This is a genomic window from Agathobaculum sp. Marseille-P7918 (assembly GCF_900625105.1).
In the GTDB taxonomy this organism is placed as follows: Bacteria; Bacillota; Clostridia; order Oscillospirales; family Butyricicoccaceae; genus Agathobaculum.
Map to the genome: position 1 here is coordinate 705,957 of NZ_UYYD01000001.1, position 18,903 is coordinate 724,859.

9 protein-coding genes are annotated in these 18,903 nt (G+C 59.3%); 1 reads left to right on the forward strand and 8 read right to left on the reverse strand.

Annotation, left to right across the window (positions count from 1 at the left end):
- Positions 1–7 precede the first annotated feature (7 nt).
- Positions 8–7,921 carry a metallophosphoesterase gene (locus tag EJL02_RS03325; RefSeq protein ID WP_125114975.1) on the reverse strand — a complete coding sequence of 2,638 codons (7,914 nt, stop codon included), beginning with the start codon at positions 7,919–7,921 and terminating at the stop codon, positions 8–10.
- Between the two features lie 525 nt (positions 7,922–8,446).
- On the opposite strand from EJL02_RS03325, the gene EJL02_RS03330 reads away from it, so the two are divergent.
- The gene (locus tag EJL02_RS03330; protein WP_125114976.1) at positions 8,447–12,067 is read left to right on the forward strand and encodes an alpha/beta hydrolase-fold protein; all 3,621 of its coding nucleotides are present in this window, start codon (positions 8,447–8,449) and stop codon (positions 12,065–12,067) included.
- A gap of 165 nt (positions 12,068–12,232) precedes the next feature.
- Here EJL02_RS03330 and EJL02_RS03335 read toward each other — a convergent pair whose 3' ends face one another.
- The 7 genes from EJL02_RS03335 to EJL02_RS03365 all read right to left on the reverse strand — a co-directional run bounded on the left by EJL02_RS03335 (position 12,233) and on the right by EJL02_RS03365 (position 18,891).
- On the reverse strand, positions 12,233–13,684 hold the full coding sequence (locus EJL02_RS03335; protein ID WP_164510257.1) for a helix-turn-helix domain-containing protein: 1,452 nt from the start codon (positions 13,682–13,684) through the stop codon (positions 12,233–12,235).
- 207 nt (positions 13,685–13,891) lie between these two features.
- Positions 13,892–14,095 carry a hypothetical protein gene (locus tag EJL02_RS03340; protein ID WP_125114978.1) on the reverse strand — a complete coding sequence of 68 codons (204 nt, stop codon included), beginning with the start codon at positions 14,093–14,095 and terminating at the stop codon, positions 13,892–13,894.
- A gap of 24 nt (positions 14,096–14,119) precedes the next feature.
- Entirely contained in the window at positions 14,120–14,635 is a 516-nt protein-coding gene (locus EJL02_RS03345; protein WP_125114979.1) for a nucleoside recognition domain-containing protein, read from the reverse strand.
- A 15-nt stretch (positions 14,636–14,650) separates the two neighbouring features.
- Positions 14,651–15,289, reverse strand: a complete 639-nt coding sequence (locus EJL02_RS03350; protein ID WP_125114980.1) for a nucleoside recognition domain-containing protein — start codon at positions 15,287–15,289, stop codon at positions 14,651–14,653.
- A 21-nt stretch (positions 15,290–15,310) separates the two neighbouring features.
- On the reverse strand, positions 15,311–16,492 hold the full coding sequence (locus EJL02_RS03355; protein ID WP_125114981.1) for a M20 family metallopeptidase: 1,182 nt from the start codon (positions 16,490–16,492) through the stop codon (positions 15,311–15,313).
- Positions 16,493–16,514: 22 nt separating this feature from the next.
- On the reverse strand, positions 16,515–17,684 hold the full coding sequence (locus EJL02_RS03360; RefSeq protein WP_125114982.1) for a hypothetical protein: 1,170 nt from the start codon (positions 17,682–17,684) through the stop codon (positions 16,515–16,517).
- Between the two features lie 280 nt (positions 17,685–17,964).
- Positions 17,965–18,891, reverse strand: a complete 927-nt coding sequence (locus EJL02_RS03365; protein WP_243114386.1) for a LysR family transcriptional regulator — start codon at positions 18,889–18,891, stop codon at positions 17,965–17,967.
- Positions 18,892–18,903: the final 12 nt, after the last annotated feature.

An 18,903-nucleotide genomic window follows, 5' to 3' on the forward strand; every position in this document is an offset into this window, starting at 1 on the left:
ATTTATCTTACTGTGCATCCAGTTCATAGAACCGCATTAGAATGGTGGCCACCTGCGCGCGGGTCGCCATGCCCTGCGGACTGAGGGTGGTCGAGGTCGTGCCGGTGATCAGGCCCTGCTGCACCGCCCAGAGCATCGCCGTCTGCGCGTAATCGCTGACGCTGTCCGCATCGGCAAAATCCGTCAGGCTGCCGCTGACCGCCGGGCTGCCCGCATAGCGCCACAGCATCGTGGCCAGCTGCTCACGGGTCAGGCTGCTCTCCATGTCGGAACCGTCCGAAATGCCCTTATCCATAGACCACTGACGGCCTGCCGCATACCAGGTATCGCCGACCGTGGTGTCCACGCCTTCCCCGCGGGCCAGCACCGTAACGAACATGGCGCGGCTCATGGCGGTGTCGGGCGAGAACGTGGTTGCGCTGGTTCCGTTGAACAGCGCACGGCTGGTGACAAAGTCCACCGCATCCGCGCCCCAGAAGGAGTCGGGCACATCGGCAAAGTGCTTGCTGTTGTCCACGATCTTGATCCGGTCGCCCGCCGAGATTTCCACCGCAATGCCATGGTCGGTGGGCAGGCTGTCCGAAAGGACCTCCTCGCTGCCGTCCGGCTTGACGATGACCGCCACCATACCGGCGGTGACGTCCTCGACCGGAACCTCCACCTTGGTGCTTTGGTCGTCCGGCCATTTCACCGTGATGACCGGTGCGTCCGCGGTTTGTGCGGTGACCGGCACTTCCGGCATGGGCAGGTGTACGGCCTCGCCGGTCTCATGCGCATGCTGCACCACTTCTTCCGGCAGCACCACTTCCACGTCCATGTGGCCGTCCTTGTCGATCTCCGCCACCGACGAGCTGCCGTCCGGCGCTTCGGTGGTCTCCGTGCAGGAGCCGTCGGGGTTGGTGACCGTGGTCGTGACCGAGCCGTCCGGATTGGTCACGGTTTCCGTCTCCCCGTCGGCTGTGCCGCCGGTGCTGCCGCCGCCCGAGCCGCCGGTGCTGCCGCCGCCCGAGCCACCGGTGCTACCGCCGCTCTCCTGCTGCCAGGTCGCCGTGACGGCAACCGCCTTGTCCGGCATGACAAACGTCGTATCCGCGGCCGATGCATCCGCGAAGGTCACGCCGTCACCGCTCGTCCAGCCCGCAAACGTGTAGCCGCTGCGCGTGCCGGCCGCAATGCGAACCGTCTCGCCCGGCGTGTAGTCGCCCGCGCCCGTATTTTCGGCATAACTGCCGCTGACCGTCACGGCGTACTTGGTCTCGGGCTGCGGCTGTGCGCCCACCGTGATCTGCACGGTATTGGCATTGCCGTATGCATCCTGCACATAAACCGTGTGCGTGCCGCTTTCCAGCGCAGCGCCCGAGAGATAGGGCGTTTCGGCGCCGTCGATGAATACCGTGCAGCCGTCCGGCACGGTCAGGCTGTTTCCGTCCAGCGTACCGTCCGCCGCAACACCGGTCAGCACCGGCGTTTTCCGGAGGATGTCCACAGTGAAGGACGCAGTCATGTCCTCATGCCCCTGAATCCGGAACCGATAGGTGGTCTGATTGACCTTGTCCGTCGCGGGCACGGTGATGTCGCCCGTGTACGGCTTCCACTGGCTGCCGTCGGTGCTGTACTCGATCTCGCCTTGCAGGCCGGCCTGCAAGGCGGCGGTCAGCGTCACGTCCTGATTGGTCTTGGTACCGGTCGTATATGCGCTGCCGCCGGCGGTCGCGCGGACCACGATCGGGTCGGTGATGCTGTCAAAGGCCGCCTCCACCGTCAGATCTTCCCGGATGACGACCGTGCTGCCCGAGGCAATGTCCTTGCCGTTCACTTGCAGCTTGGTCAGGCGGAAACCGTAGTCGGGCGCTGCCGTGACGGTCAGCGCCGTGCCGCGGGTGAAGGTCTGGGCATTGGTCAGCGCCAGCTGGCTCGCGGCCTGCGCGACCGCAATGCTGCCGCCCGTCGGCGTTGCCCAGCGCACGGTGTATTGCGGCACGATGACGGTCAGCTCGCTGGTATTGCCGTATGCATCGTGCAGCACCATCGTATGGCTGCCGCCGGGGATATCGCTGCCGCTGGTGTAGGGCACGCCGTCCACCGTGGCGGTCATGCCGTCGGGCAGCGCGATCGAGTTCAGATACGGTGCATCCTCACGGGCGGGCAGTTCGCCGCCGTCCTCGATGCCGTCCAAAGTCGGCGCCGCCTTGCAAATGTCCACGGCGAAGCAGGCGTACCGATCGGCCTGCTCCTGCTGGTCGGCATAGGCGAAGGTGTAGACCGCACTGCGCGCCGCGCCCTGCTCGACCTGCACGGTGATGGGCGCAGTATAGGACTGCCATTCGCCGTCGCCCAGCCGATAGCAGATGTCCTTGCCACTCTCTCCGGTGACCGTGATGGTCACATCCTGATTGGTCTTGACCCCGCCGGCAATCGGCTGTCCGTCCGCGGTCTGCGCGGAAACGGTCAGCGCATCGCGCACCTTGTCAAAGGTGACGGTCTTGCCCGCGGTCAGGCCGGTTGCCTTGCCGTTGTACAGCAGCGCGGCAGTCAGTTCGACGGTGCCGCCGGCCTGAGAAGAGCGGTGCAGCGTGCTGCCGGTCAGGTACGCGCCGCTGCCGGACACCGACCAGCTGACCGAGACCCCTGCGGGCAAAGTGTCCACGCCGGTGTCCAGTTCATAGGTTTTCTCGGTATCGTCCTCGGCAAAGGTATCGTCGCCGCGGATGGACAGATCGACGCAGGCGATTTCGATGGTGTCCGCCTTGCCGGAAGGCGCGGTCGCCGTGATCTGCACGGTGCCCGCCTGATGCGCGGTGACCACGCCGTCCGCATCGACGCTCGCGATCGCGTCATCGCTGCTCTTCCAGGTCAGCCGGTTGTTCAGCGCCGTATAGGGGAACGTGCTGGATTGCAGCGCCAGCGTGCCGTCCACCGCGACCACAGGCGCCGCCGCCTTGATCTGCACCTGCTCGACGGGCACATTGTTCACCTGCCGCACCGGGGACAGCAGCCACAGGTTGCACCATGCGCCGCCGCCCACGATGTTGCCGGCCTCGGCTACGTCGGTCAGCCTGCCGCCGTAAACCACGCGCAGCTTGGCATAAACCTGCTGCACGCCGGTTTGGGTCAGCTGGGCCGTCATGCGGTTGTCGGTCAGGGTGTAACCGCGGCCGCTGTTGTCGCCGGTGTTCAGCTGGAGGCTGGTGTCCAGCTTGCCGCTTTCATTGGCTGCGAGCGCCTGCAGTGTAGCGGGCGCGGCGTCCATGGCGTAAATGCCCGCGGCGTCCTGATGCGCCTGCGCGACGTACAGGCCAGCGGTATCCACCGCCAGATCCAGATTGTTGTCCGTTGCCACTTGCAGCGCGGACACGGTCACGCCGTTCTGGCCGATGAGCTGGGCAGTGCCGCCCACATAGATGGCGGGCTTGTCATCCCAGCCGCTTTCGCCGGTCCACTCAGTCCACAGGCACACGTTGGCGTCCGACTGCACCGTGCCGCCGCTCAGGAAAACGTCGCCCTCGGCGTTGATGGCCGAGGCCTGCGACTGCGCGTTATGGATTGCGCCGCCGGTCATAGTTAGCTCACCCACGTTATGTACGCTCTGCACGTTGCCGGAGGTGATGGTGATGTCGCCGGCGCTGTAAATGGCCTGGATGTTGTCCTGATCGGTGGTCACGGTGCTGCCGGCCACCACGATGGTATCGGTGGCATTGCCGGCGTACACCGCTTCGCGGCTGCCGTGCACCGTGCCGGTGCCGTTGAGGTAAACCGCGCCGGTGCAGCCCTGCGGGATGACAACGGCATGGCCGGAGTTGGTCGTATTTCCCGAACTCGTCCCCTTAAAGGAAGCATCATTGGTCAGGGTCTGGCGGATGGAGGTGGAACCCTGGGTAATGAGGGTGCCGTTCTCAATATAAATCAGGTTAATGGGGGTGATATCGGCCTTTTTGCCGCCCTCCTGACTCTTGAAGTCCACATCCTTGAGCACAACCGTGGCGCCGCCCGTGATGGTCAGGATGCAGCGTTCCCACACGTTGCCCTGTCCTTCGATAGTCACCGAGTGGTTGATGGTGTATTCCCAGTTGTTGTCCTTGGTGTTGATCTGCTGGCCCAAAAAGTTTTCCTCGTAACCGCCGAAGGTGCAGGTGCCGTTGAGGGTGATCTTGCTGACGGTGGGATCGCTCAGGGCATTGCGCAGCTCGGTACCGTTGCTGACCGTGACGCTTTTGCCCGCGCTGCCGGTTTGCAGCAGGTTCAGCATCGCTTCGGCGTTTTCCAGCACGGACAGGTTGGTCACCTGCGCCTGCTCCTCGGCGCTCAGCGCAGCATAAGCGGTCCGGGCGGCCTGCACTTTGGCCGCGTCGTCCAGCGTGATAGCCGTGGGCAGGGCGTTGATCTGATCGATCACCTGCTGCGCTGCTGTTTTGGCGGGCTGGTCGCTCTTGCAGATCGAGAAGCTGTCGTACACCGCGCCGTCCTCGGTATAGGCGGTGTAATACAGGCTGTCGCCCTCGATCTCGATCCCGCTGTACACGGACTGGTACGGCTGGCCCTCCTTTTCGCTTGCAAAACCGAAATCCACGCTGCTGTCAAACTCGTAATACTTGACGCCGCTGGTGGAAGGGATGACAAACATCGTGCCGGACGGGTTGGTGGTTTGCTGATAGGTCACGCCGTCCTTCTCGATGGTGGTGGTGTTGGAGGAATTGTCCACTTCCTCGCCATGGCTTAAGAAAGGCGTGCGCAGATAGGTGTGGTCGTGGCCGGAAAGCACCAGATCCACGCCGTACTCCGCACAGAAGGTATCCAGCGTGCTGCGCAGCGCCAGCACATCGGACTCGTCGCCGTGCGGCCCCTTGGAATAGGGCGCCTTATGCGCCAGCACGATCAGCCAATCGGTGTCGGCGGACGCAGCTACGCTCTCGGCCCACTTCAGCTGCGCCTCGCCGATGGCGTTGTCGCCGTCGTTGGTGTTGAGCACGATAAAGGTGGCGTTTTTGTACTCATAGGAGTAATAAATGCCGGTGGAATCGTCCTGTTCGGGGATATTCAGGTTGTAATGCGCCTGCAGCGCGTTGGGCAGGTCGCCTTTCTCCGAGCGGGCTTCATGGTTGCCCGCGACCGGCAGGACCGGCATCGACTGCATCTCGTCGGTGTCCAGCACCCAGCTCCAGTAATTTTCGTTGATGCCGTCGTCCACCATATCGCCCAAATGCGTGACGAACGCGGCGTCCGGGAAGGTCTGCTGCGCCTGCGCGAGCACGTTGTTATAGTGCGCGTAATCGCTCTCGGTCGAGCCCTGCGAGTCGGCCACGCTGATGAAGCTGAAGCCATCGGCATCCGCATCGCCCCGCAGCAGCACCGGCTCGCTCCAAAGCGCACCATACTGGCCGTCGGTGCCGACGCGATACCAATAATCCTTGCCTTCCTCCAGCGTCACCGCCGCCGTATGGCGCTCGGCGTTAATGATATCATAGGTCGTCACGAGGATCAGGTTGAGCTTGACCTTGGCCTTCTGCACCTGCTCGCTGTCTGCCTGCACGGTCGTGACATTGCTGCCGGACTGCATGGCCTCCGCCGCCTGCTGGGCGTTGAGGATGCCGTCGGCCTCCACCAGCTGCACCTCGCCTTCGGTGATATCGGTACCAGTGTACCACGAGAAGGTTCGACCGGTTTCAGGATTCGCGGTATCCATGGAAACCGTGATCTGATACGGCAGCGTGCCGTTTTCCACCGAGGGGCTTTGCACGGCTTCGCCTGTGTAGGTCAGAACAGCCTGCTTGCCGTCCACCACGTCGTCCAGATCGTCCTCGTCCACGGCAAAGCCCGAGATCATGTTGTCCGCCACGCCGCCGACGCTGGTGAAAAAGCTGTCGGACAGGTACTCGGTGATCAGGCCGTTCAGGATCTCTTCAATATTGACGCCGAACGTATCCAGGAGCTTGGCCACCGAGGGGTTGCTGCCGAAAATGGCCTTGGTCGCCGTGCCCCACATCGCATTGCGGCCGAACAGCGTGTCCATGCTGACGGTCAGGCTGTTGGTGACGTCGTTGATGAAGCCGTAGATGGAAACATCCTCCGGATAGCTGTCCTCCGGCGTGCCCTGGATGATCTCCATCACCCGCTGCTCGAGCAGCTTGCCGTCCGCCAGCACCGCAAGGCCCTGTTCCTCCCAGTCCTCCAGCGGCAGCACGTCCTCGCCGGCGTTGTGCCGCTGGAACATGGCGCGCACCAAATCCTGCAGCGTGTGGCCGTCGGTCTCGTCCACCAGCACGGTGCTGACCGCGTCCACGATCAGCTGGTCGAGACGCTCATCCAGCTCGCCGCCGACAATGTACTTTTCTTCGAACTGATCGAGGACGCTCTGGACCTCGGTCTTGATGTCGCTGTTGCGCACGGTAAAGCTGCCCAGCAGCCCGGCCGCGCCGCTGGTGGGATTGAGGTGCACGCCGTCGCCGTCGCCCCAGTTGTCCACCGTGCCGTCCGAGGAATAGCTGATGGTCAACTCGCCGACCGAGCCGCCCAGATCCACCTTTTTCTCCCCGCTGAGCAGGCCGGGCAGCGCATCAAACAGGGTCTGATACAGGTCGAGTCCTGCGATGTTCTGCATCGCAGCCGGCACATCGGCCAGCTGGTCCAGATAGCGGTCCGCATAGCGGTGGATCAGCTTGACGATGAACGAATCGCCGTACATGGCATCGGTCATATAGTCCGCCACATCCACCTTTTCGGTGTTGGTCAGATTGCCGCCCGGTGCATCCAGACAGGCATTCATGGTCGCCTGCTTGACGCTGACGGACGAAACCTCCAGCTGCTCCTGCACTTTATCTCCGCTGGTGTGCCGGGTGGCGGTCACCATGCGGTACGGCGCGGGATAGGCGACCAGACTGCCGGTCTCCATGTCATACAGGGTATTGCCGGACGCGGTCGTGTAGCTGGCAATATCATTTTCATGCATATGGCCGGTATACACCCAGCGCAGGCCGGCATCCGCCAGCGTCTTGACCAGCGTATTGTTGACATCGGTTGTGTAACCGTTTTCACCGCTCTGGATCTGCGCGCGGTCGGTGATGAACTCGGTCTCGCTGGTGGTGTTGTGCGCCAGCAGCGGATGGTGCATGCCGGCGACCACGGTCAGGCCCGCCTGCGCGCACTTGTCCAGCTCCGCTTGGATCCACGCCAGCAGATCGTCCGAGATCATGCCCTTGCCGGTGCCCCACGCCTTGCCCTGACCGTTGAAGTCCGCGGTATAGATCTCGGTGTCGATCATCAGGAAGGCGTAGCCCTTAGTCGTGACCGCCAGATAGGACAGGCCGCCCTGACAGTCGGCGATACCGTCCTCGCCCAGATCTTCCGCATAGTATTCGATGGACGACAGCGTGCCGTTGGACGCGGCCACAGTCGCGGCTTCGTCATAGCCCATGGAAGCGTAGATCTGTCGGAAATCCGCTTCGGTGGTCCACAGCGAACCGCTGCCGTTGTCCTTGACCTGCGTGTCGTTTTCAAAGGTCATGGCGCTGCTGTTGTACAGGTCATGGTTGCCGGGGATCACCAGCACGGTGACGCCGGCTTGCTGCAGCCGGTTCATCTGTGCGGCAAAGCCCTTGTGGCTTTCCAGCTCGCCTTCGCTGGAAAGGTCGCCGGTGACCAGCAGGACTTCCGGCAGGTCGCCGTCCTCCAGCATCTGGTCCACCGCGCCGGTGGTCAGCGCCTCGCCCTCGCCCATCAGGCGCAGGTCGCCGCTGATCTGATTCTGATAATCCTCCGCCCGGGTACCGTTATACCGTGTGGGGAAATAATGGGCGTCGGACATCACACCGAATCGCAGCGTGGTGTCCTCCCCCTGCTCCACAGCCAGTGCGGGTACACAAAGGCTCAGAAGCATCGCCAGCGCCAGGATCACGCTCATGACGCGGCGATGTACTGTGTGCATCATTGGTTTCTTCCTCCTTCTCAAAAAAAAAACATGCAGGGGAATCGTACCATAAATGCCGGCTTGCTTCCGTCCGGATTGTGTATTTTTTATGTTAATTCTTCCGTCTCCAAACTTTTCCTTCTCGAATTCACGTTTAAAAAACTATCGTCATTTTACATAAATATCAATTAATATACATATACAAATCGCACAACACAGCCCTTTCCTCATGAGAATACGGCATATCCCCAATTCTCCAAATATATCCAAATAATTTGCAGAAAAACTCGTATAGACTTGTATATAATGTACAAATACAGCTTTACCGCGGTAAAATAATGCACAAACTTAAGAAAAATGCACAACATTTTATTGACATTTTTATTATCCGCTCTTAAGATGAAGCTAGGATTTCATTTATATCCAAGATGTATACAAGATTCGAAATGCGCATTCGATTTGTATGATTATCCATGCAAAGCAGTGAGGTGGTGTCTTCCGCACAAAGATTGAGAAAAGAGACAGAATCACAGAAGGAGGATTCAAATGGGAAAGAGTTATTTCAAGCAGGTACTGTCTTATGCATTATCCGGCATAATCACAGCCACCTCTTTGTTCGGAGGCGTTGCAGGGGCAGTCGATACGCATCCGGAAAACGATGCACAAACGAAAGCGCAATATGAACCCGGTGTCACCATATCCGAGCAGGCCGACCAGAACGGTTTGTATGATGTGACGTTCACCGTGGATGTTTATAGTCTTGGATTCGACACGACGACAAATCTCGCCAAGGATGTTTATTTGTACGGCAGCTTCGCCCGGTATCCGACCAATGTCTCCAACTGGACCAGCACGCACACCAATGAGGAAGAGTCCAAAAAGATGGAAGACTGGGCGCTGAAGCCGCTTACAGATGATAAAACCATCAACGGCGTGATTATTCCAGAAGACTATGCCGACGGCAGCCATCTAGATGGCACCGCGCCGCTCGAGCAGCCGACCTATGCACAGGAAATGACCGCAGTCGGCGACGGCCTGTACAGCGTGACGCTCAAGCTGCCGGCTTCCCCGTATTTCTACCGTTATGCGGTTAATCCGACCTTTACCCTCAGCACCGCGGAAACCGTATCCACCAGCAATGCCATTCTTTCGGACCGAAAGGCTTACACGATCACCGCGGATTATCTGAGCTATGATCCGGCGAATCCCTCGGTCAGCAATCCGGCCGGCAATCATATCCAGGGCAAGAGCATGATCGTTGTCGGCGACGGCGGTTACTACCACAAGGACGACAGCGCACCCAAGGGCACGGTATCCTTTGTCCCCTACACGGATGTCAACGGCAACACCCGATATCTGGGCGTTTACCTCCCCGCAGGATATGATCCGAACGGCGCAGCTTACAAGACGCTGTACATGTCCCACGGCGCCGGCGGCGAAGAAACCGAGTGGATGAACAAGGGCCGCGTACAGGACGTATTCGATTATGCGATCGCAAACGACGTCATCGAACCGACCGTTGTCATCACCATGGACAACACGGCGGACTACAACTGGGATATGCCCACCATCCGCAAGAACATGATGGAATACATCATCCCGTTCGTAGAATCGCACTACAATGTATCCGGCAATGCCAAGGACCGCGCCATGATGGGCCTGTCTATGGGCGGTGTAACGACCTCGTATCTGTACATGAATGAATCCAATAGTTTTGGATACTTTGCCGTTCTGAGCGGCTGCACCCTGCAAGACGAGAACCTGTATCCGCTCAGCAAGGTTTCCCGCGACGCCAAGCTGCTGGTTGGCGCAGGCGAAGAAGATTTCGGCTGGGCAAGCAGACTCCCCTCTGAACCCGGCACCTTCACCGGCGTCAAGCACTGGATGGACCAACTGGACGCAGCCGGTATTGAGTATGTCGAGAAAAACGTGCCCGGCACGCATGACTGGTACACCTGGACCCAGCTGCTGGATTACGTCGTATCCGATTTCCTGTGGAAGGACGACGCCGCCGGTTCCAGCGTAACGATTTCGGATACGGCTGACGCAAACGGGCTGTATGACGTGACCTTTACGCTCGACACGGACGATTTGTCCCTCACAAATCCGGTCAATGAAGTCTACCTGTACGGCAGCTTTGCCCGTTACCCGACCAATGTCTCCAACTGGACGGACACACATTCGGATGCTTCCGAAGCCGCCAAGATGGAAGACTGGTGGCTGACGCCGCTTGCAGACGACAAGACCATTGACGGCGTGATCATTCCGGACGAGTATGCCGACGGCAGCCATCTGAATGACACCGCACCACTCGAGCAGCCGACCTATGCACAGAAAATGAACGATATCGGCGACGGCAAATATTCTGTGACCCTCAAGCTGCCCGCTTCCCCGTACTATTACCGGTATGCGGTCAACCCGAAGTTCACCCTGACGGCGGACAGCGTGGTTTCCACCGGCAATGCCATTCTTTCGGATAAAAAAGCCTATACGATTTCCGCGGATTATCTGAGCTACGACCCCGGCAATCCTTCGATCAGCAACCCGGCCGGCGGCCACGTCCAGAGCAAGAGCATGATCGTTGTCGGCGACGGCGGTTACTATCACAAGGATGACAATGCTGCCAAGGGCCGCGTGGTATTTGTCCCGTACACGGATGTCAACGGCAACACCAGATATCTGGGCGTTTACCTGCCCGCAGGTTACAGCGCAGACGGCACCGCATATAAGACGCTCTATATGTCCCACGGTATGGGCGGCGAAGAAACCGAGTGGATGAACAAGGGCCGCGTACAGGATATTTTTGACTACGCGATCGCCAATGACATCATTGAACCGACCATCGTGGTCACCATCGATAATACCGCGGATTACAATTGGGATATGCCCACCATCCGCGAAAATCTGATGGACTATGTCATTCCGTATATTGAAAGCCATTATAATGTTTCCCGCGACGTGGAGGACCGCGCTATGATGGGTCTGTCCATGGGCGGCGTCACGACTTCGTACATCTACATGAATGAGTCGGACAACTTCGGATACTTTGCAGTTCTGAGCGGCTGCACGCTGCAAGACCCGGACGCTTACCCGCTGAGCGCCGTTTCCCGCGACGCCAAGCTGCTGGTTGGCGCAGGTGAAGAAGACTTTGGTTGGGGTCAAGATCCCTCGGCACCCGGTTCGTTCAGCGGCGTCAAGCACTGGATGGCAGAGCTGGATGCGGCTGGCATCGACTACACCGAAAAGAATGTGCCCGGCACGCATGACTGGTACACCTGGTCGCAGCTGCTGGATTACGTCGTATCCGATTTCCTCTGGCAGGACGACGAGCAGACCACTTCCGGCGGCGGTTCCGGCGGTTCGAGCGCGTACAGCGTGACGGTTCCCTCCATCCCCAACGGTACGATCACCGTCAACCCGAAGTACGCTTCCGCAGGCGCGACGGTCACCATCACGGTGCAGCCGAACGAGGGCTATGCGATCAATACGCTGACCGTCACCGACAAGAACGGCAAATCCATCCAGCTGACCAACTTGAGCGGTAACAAGTACACCTTCACCATGCCCTCCTCCAGCGTGACCATCAAGGCCTCCTTTGCGGAAGCCGGCGCGGTATCCGGCCTGCCGTTTACCGACGTTGCCTCGTCTGCCTGGTATGCGGATGCAGTCCAGTATGTCTATGACAACGGCATCATGAACGGCACGAGCAGCACGGCGTTCAGCCCGGAGCAGACCACCACCCGCGGCATGATCGTCACCATGCTGTACCGCATGGAAAAGGAACCGTCCGCCGCAGCGGCAGACTTCGATGACGTAGCCGCGAACGCCTATTATGCGGATGCCATCGGTTGGGCATCGGCAAACGACATCGTCAACGGCTATGGCGACGGCACCTTCGGCCCGGACGACGCGATCATGCGCGAGCAGATGGCCGCGATCCTGTTCCGCTATGCCGCTTACAAGAACTATGACGTGACGGCCCAGACCGATCTGTCCAAGTATGCGGACGCTTCTCTGATCAGCAGCTATGCAACGGACGCAATGCAGTGGGCCAATGCGGAAGGCCTGATCACCGGCAACACCAGCACGACGCTGGACCCGACCGGCAACGCAACCCGCGCGGAAGTCGCTACCATTCTGATGCGCTTCAGCGAACAGGTTGCCTGACAGAAAATGATACTCCTCTCTATACTATATAATAGCCCTATCTCACGGATCTAATCTCACCCCTATTTCTCAAAAAGCCAGCCTGCGCATGTGGCGCAGGCTGGCTTTTGCATTGGGATCATGTTTTTCTTTCCTCCAGCGAGCTGTTTTGCATTTCCGCTGCCTTCACGGGGCCGAAACTCCCCTTTGCAGCAGTTTTTCCATCGTTTCAACAGTTTCCTTTGCCGTCAGTGTTTCACTGCCGTCCGGCAGATGGACCAGCCAATGATGGAACGCCCGACACAGATTGGGCTCCTGCACATGGATGGAACAGAATCCATCCTGCAGCGGAAAGTTTTCCGTCGTAAAGAAACCGACGCCGCCGTGCGCCGAAGTGACCATGCTCAGATAATCCGGGAACACACCGGGTTCGAGCAGCCGTCCCTGCACGCCGCCCGTGCGGATCTGCTCTGTCAGAGCGGTCAGCAGGCGTTGACGCTGTTCCGGCGGGAACGGCCGTACAAAGGCCTCCGGAAAATCGTCCAGCATGCCCGTGTCCAGAAAGCGCTGCAAACCGCGCAGCGAAAACAGCGTATAAAACTGCTCCACCGTGCGCAGACGCCCAAACCGCTGCTGCGCTGCCCGCTCCAGCTGCGCGTAGAACGGCAGGTCGCGGCGCAGATACTCGCGAATGCAGGATGCGTCATAAAACCGGCCGAAGCAGGGCTGATCCATAATCATATAAAACCCGCTCGCGTCGGTCATGGCATCATAGGACGCCAGCACCTCCACCGGGTCGGCGGTATACTGGATCAGGCTGTAACACCGGGAAAGCAGCGAGAAAAAATGCCGCTGGAAGCCGCTGATCTGATCGGGCGCCCGCAGCAGCATGGCGCGGGTGCTGTCCTCCGACAGGCAGATCACGCAGCTGTGCGTGACCACGAAATACGGAAACGGCTCGGCAAAATGATCGGAAAGCCGGTCGGAATAATAGTAATACGGATGATAGCTGCGCCTGGAAAGCAGGCAGAGCGGAAGCATGCTGCAAAAATACTCCAGATTATGCAGATTGATATCTGCCGCAGCGCCGGACGCATCCAGCGCAATGATCTGAATGATCTCCGCACGCATCCGGCCGCTCAGGCAGCGCTGCAAAAGCTCACCGCGCAGAAAGGTATCCGACGGCGGAACCGTCATCAGCAGCTGTGCATCCGCGCGGGACAGTTCTTCGGTCAGCGCCATGCGCAGCAGGGGCTGCACATTGGTCGTCCCGGCAAACACGGATCGCTCCCCGGCGTACTGTGCCAGCGTCATCAGCAGACGAACTTCCTCAAACGCGGGCGGGAAGAAATCCAGGTTGGTCAGGTCCGCAAAGGCCCGTCCCACCAGTTCCCGACTGCGGCGCCTGCCTTCCTGTTCAAACTGCGCATCATAATAGTTCCGAAAGCGTTTTTCCTCCCCGGGTGTCAGCTTCAGGTGATAAACCAGATGATTGAGCGCATCATACGGCAAAACACGCTGTCCGGCCAGCGTTTTGGAGAGCGTCGTCCGCTCCACACCGGATATCCGGGCAAGCGCCGAAACCGTCAGCCCCTTTTTCTCCAAAAGCTCATGCAGATAGTCGCTGAACAGCAGCATGTCCACACCCCCAACCATTTTTTCTCAGTATACCATATTTTGTCGCTTTCCGGTGTGCGTAACTTGGCAGAAAACGTGTCACAGGCTGCGGCACAGCACGGCTGTCCATCGGTCTGCCGCAAAACCAGCAAAAAAGTACCCCACATCGCTGTCTGCCAGCGATGCGGGGCGTTAGGAAGGGATGTAAATGGGGTGGTAGCAAATAGATTATTGTTTGGTGTTTTGCTGCGCCTGCTCATCCGCCCGCTTGACCACGCGGATGCCGATGGTCAGGAAGATCGCGGAAACGATGGCGGCTGCCAGCACAAAACCATCCTGCAAGGTGAACAGGAACCGGTCGGCCAGCATCACGGTGACGATCAGGATGCTGCCGAAGGCCTCCAGCTGAAGGCCGCGCCGTCTGGATAACATATGGGAATCGCTCCTTTCCGGGGCTTACTGCACGCCCATGGCGGCAAGGATGATGCGCATGATGACAAGGCTGATTGCCGCATCCAGCAGGCAGATGCCGATGAGCAGCGGATGCCACTTTTTGTTCGAGCCGGTGACCAGTACGATACGGGCATAGTGGCCGATCAGTGTGCCCATCAGGATGCAGGCGGGCAGCATCATGGACGCCTGACCGAGTGTCAGCGTGCCGGCCTGATACATAGATGCGGCAGTCGCGCAGCCGGACGCCTTGGCGAAGAAGGCGGAGATCAGCACGGCGAAAGCCTCGCCCGGCAGGCCGAACAGGCCCATGACCGGGGACATGATCGTGCCGAGCAGATCCATCAGGCCGGTTTCCTGCAGGATGTAAACCAGCACATAGCCGAGGATCATCGCCGGGGTGATGTTTTCAATGCCGACTTTAAAGCCCTTGGCGCAGCCTTTGAGGAACGTATCAACGATGGACGGCTTTTTCGCTGCGGCAGGCTGTGCCGCGACAGCGGTTTTCACTTCTGCACTCATGTTATGTCTCCTCCCTTAAGCCTTTTTTCTCTTTGCATGCAGGATCAGGCGGACGATATTAGCGCCGATCAGCTTGCAGACGAACATAATCACGATGCACGGCCCCAGCGCCACCGGGCAGATGGCGACCAGCGGCGCGCCGCCGGTGATGGTGTTGTTGATGCAGGCCGAGCCGGCATATTGGTACGCGACAAAGATCGTGCGTTCGTCGTCGGTGATCTCCCCGTTTTCATACAGCTCGCGGGTCATAACGGCCGCGACGTCCGAGCCGGTGAAGCTGGAGATGAAGGCGATGCCGCACTTGCCGGGAATGCCCATCAGCGGGCGCAGCAGCGGGCGGAACACGATATCCGATGCCTTAAACGCGCCGAGCTGCTCAAACACACCGAGCAGGCCGCAGAAGAACATGACGGCGGGGATCAAGTTGAAGCCGGCCATGAAGCCGTCCTTGGCGCCCGTGCCGCCCGAGCCGATTAGGTTGGCGCCGGTGTCGCCGATCTGGCCGAACGCACCGGACAGGTTGGTGAAGTCCAGCACCTTGAGCGGACCGTCCACCGTGCGGAACGCGCCCGAAAGCACCAGGATCAGGACGATCAGCGCGATCCATGCACCGATGCCGATCTTTTCCTTGTTTTCTTCGGTTTTCTCTTTCATTTTGTTTCCTCCTTTATCTCTTTATCCCTTGGTAAAATCATCTTCCAGCGTGCATGCCGCGCAGGCAGCCAGAATACACCGCTGGAACATGGATTCTACTTCCGCATATTCGTCGGGCGTATGGTTGCCCTCGCCGCGCGCGCCCATACCGCATACCGTGGGCACGCCGCACGCAACCGTGATGCCCGAGTCGGACAGGCCGCCGACCTGGAAGCAGTCGATCTCGCCGAAGCCGCAGGCCAGCGCGGTCTTTTTCAGATGGCCGAACAGCGCCATGACGCCATCGGTCGTATCCATGCAGTTGACCAGACGGCTGGTATCCAGCTCCGCCCAGGTGTCGAGCACGGTGCTGTGCGCGGTGACGCGCTCGAGCTCGGCCAGAATCTCGTTTGCGATCTCGGTGGTCGGGAACCGGACGCCGATGTGGATCGTGCACTGGTCGGGGATGGTGTTCTCCCCCATGCCGCCTTCGATTTTGCCGCAGTTGATCAGACGGCCGCGGGGAATGTCGTTGAACGCCTCGAGCGCTTCAATTTTGTGCGCGGCCTCCAAAATGGCCGAGCGGCCCTTTTCCGGCGCGATGCCGGAGTGAGAGGCAATACCGTGCACGGTGATGGAAACCGGGCCGCCGCCCTTGCGGCCGACCACAAAACGGTTGTCCATATATCCGGTTTCAAAATTGAACGCGGCCAGCGCGCCGACGGCTTCCGCCTCCATCACGGCTTTGGCGTTGGAGAACATGTGCATGTTTTCCTCGTCGCCGGCAAAGATGCACTTGATGGGGCGATCCCGGAAACCGGCCTCGGTCAGCGCCTTGATCAGATAGACCGCGATCACCAGACCGGCCTTCATGTCCAGCACGCCGGGGCCGTGAGCAAAGCCGTTTTCGTCGATGCGGAACGGATTTTCCTTCGCGGCGCCCTCCTTGAACACGGTGTCCATATGGCCGATCAGCAGCAGCGGCGCCTTCGGGCTTTCGCTGTTCCATTCGCCGACCAGCACGCCGCCCGCGTTTTCCATGGGAACCACACGGGTTTTGACGCCCGTGCTTTCTAGCTCCCGGCGCAGGATGTTGCACACCGCATTGACGCCGTCCAGTTGGCGCGAGCCGCTTTCCGTGTTGACCAGTTCCTCCCAAAGCGCAAGCATGGGTTTGCGGTTTCCGTCGATATAACGCCGGATCTGTTCAAAAATTTCTTCCATGGGAATCCTCCTTTTTCTCTGCTCACAGCAGCCGCACCGCGACACCCGCCAGCAGAACCGAGGCGATGGTGACGGTGACAAAACCGGCTGTCAGCATTTTCGGCAATAAGTAATTGAGTATCGCGGCCTTTTCCTGCTCGTTGCGGCCGAACGCTTCCGCGACCTCGTGCGGGATCAGCATGGTGGTCGGGAAACCGAAGGTGCAGCTGATGCCGAGCGAAACCGCCAGCACAAACGGCAGGCGCAGCAGTTTGGCGCACACAAAACCGACCAGCAGCGTGCCGCCGACGCCGCAGACCGCGGAAACCAGCAGCGCGGGTAGTACGGAAAGCACTTGCTGCGGGGTGGTTTGCGCAAGGTTGGAGAAAATCAGGATGGTGACGAAAAAGGTGATCAGATTGCTGGACTTGGTTTTTTCCAGAATCCCCTTTTCCAGAAAGCCCGCGGCGAAAAGCGCCGCGCCGACGATCAGGCAAAGCACAAAATAATGGATGACGCCGCCGGTCAGTTCGGAAAGGTAATACGCGATCAGAGCGGCAATGCCGAGCTTGGCCAGATAAACCGAAGGACGGGCGAACGTCTGCGGCAGGCTCAGCAGGCCGCGTTTTTGCGCCGCCGCATCGGTTTGCTGCGGCTCGCTGTATTCCGCCACCAGAGCGGCGTTTTCGCGGAACTGCCGCGCGGTGCGCCGCAGCAGCAGCGACGCGATCGGCACGCCGATGAATTTCTGCGTGACATACAGCACGATGCAGAACGTGCTGGCCTGTGCCAGTCCCATCTCGTCCAGCGCGGTGGTCATGATGAGCGTGGCGGCGCTGCCGCCGGCGAAGATCGGCGCGCCGGCAACCGCCATGTCGCGGCCGATGATCGGCATGCCGATCAGGATGATGGCGGCCACGGCGCCGCAGACGCAGAACAGCGCGGTCAGCACGACCTTCCACTGGCGGCGCAGCTCGGCAAAGTCGATCGTGGTGCCCAGCGAAGCGATCAGCAGACCGGCAATGACGTTGCCGAAGCCGGTCACCTGTGCGTCCTCGATCAGGGATCGCGGCACCAGACCGCTCCAAAAACCGAAGAGCAGCAGCAGCGCAATGCCGAGTACCGTGGAGAAAATCGCCTTGGTCTTTTGGGCGATCAGCTCTCCCGCCGCATAGATACATAACAAAACAGTCAGCGCCAGAACCGGTGTCATGTGCCTCATCCTTTCTTGTTTCGAGCATAGCATGCATGATTTTCCGCTGTCCAAGTCGAAAAAGTTATAACGCAGTTATAAATACAACATAACAGCAGAAAACATATAATATGCCGTAAAATTTTGGCGTTTTTGGACAAAAGAAAAGGCACTGTGCCTAAACACAGCGCCTTTGCTTTTCTGTTTTGAGTATAGCAAGTTGGCTTTCGGATGTCCATTCCAAAATAGTTATAATTCAGTCATAACTATTTTGCATAACCGGTTATAGCGGTCAAACCGGTCATTTTGCCGTTGTCGGTGCCGGATACAGCCCGCTGAGCAGCTCGACAAACGCCTGCGCCTCGGGGCTGAGCAGTTCCCGCTTGCGTTGCAGCCAGCCGGTATGGATCTGCACGTTGCAGTTGCGGATGGGGATGGTTTTGATGCCGTAGCGCGCATAGTCCGGCGCGCTCAGCCCCGGCCCGAAGCGGAATACATCGGTCGTGCTCAGCAGCGCAAGGATGGCGGCGCTGTCGCTGACGTAAACCACTTTTTTATGCTCGGTCAGGCGGATGCCGTCGATTTCCAGATAGAAGGTCAGGTTGGAGAAATAGTCATCCGGCAGGCGGACGATCGGATATTGCAGCAGCTCGGCCATCGTCACTTCATTTTGCATGTACAGCGGACTGTTCGGGCCGATGTTGGCATACCAAGTGTCCTCCCCCAAGGGGTTGAACACCAGATTCTTAAAGTGCAGCATGTGCTTCAGTTCCTTTGCCTGCACGTTATTGCTCATCACAAAGCCGATTTCCGCTTCGCCGCTTTCCACGCTTTCGATCACCTGCTGCATACGCTGCTCCACCAGCTTGAGCGAGATGTCCTCCTGCTTATGGGCGTTATAGAAGTCGCTGATCAGCCTCCCCATCGTGATGATCGGATAGGACGCAATCGAAAGGATGCGCGGGCGCTCCTTGGAGGACAGGCCTTGGATCAGCTCCATCTGGTTGAGGATGGTGCGCGCATATTGATAGAGCTTTTTGCCGTCGTCCGTCAGCACGACGCCCTTGTTGGTGCGGTTGAAAATCCGCACTTTGAGTTCGTTTTCCAGATTGCTGATGGCTTTGCTCAGGTTGGGCTGCGTCACAAACAGTTTTTCCGCAGCCTTGTTGATGCTGCCCTGTTCTGCCACGGTCACAAAATATGTAAGCTGGTGAATCTGCATAGCCATACGCTCCATTCC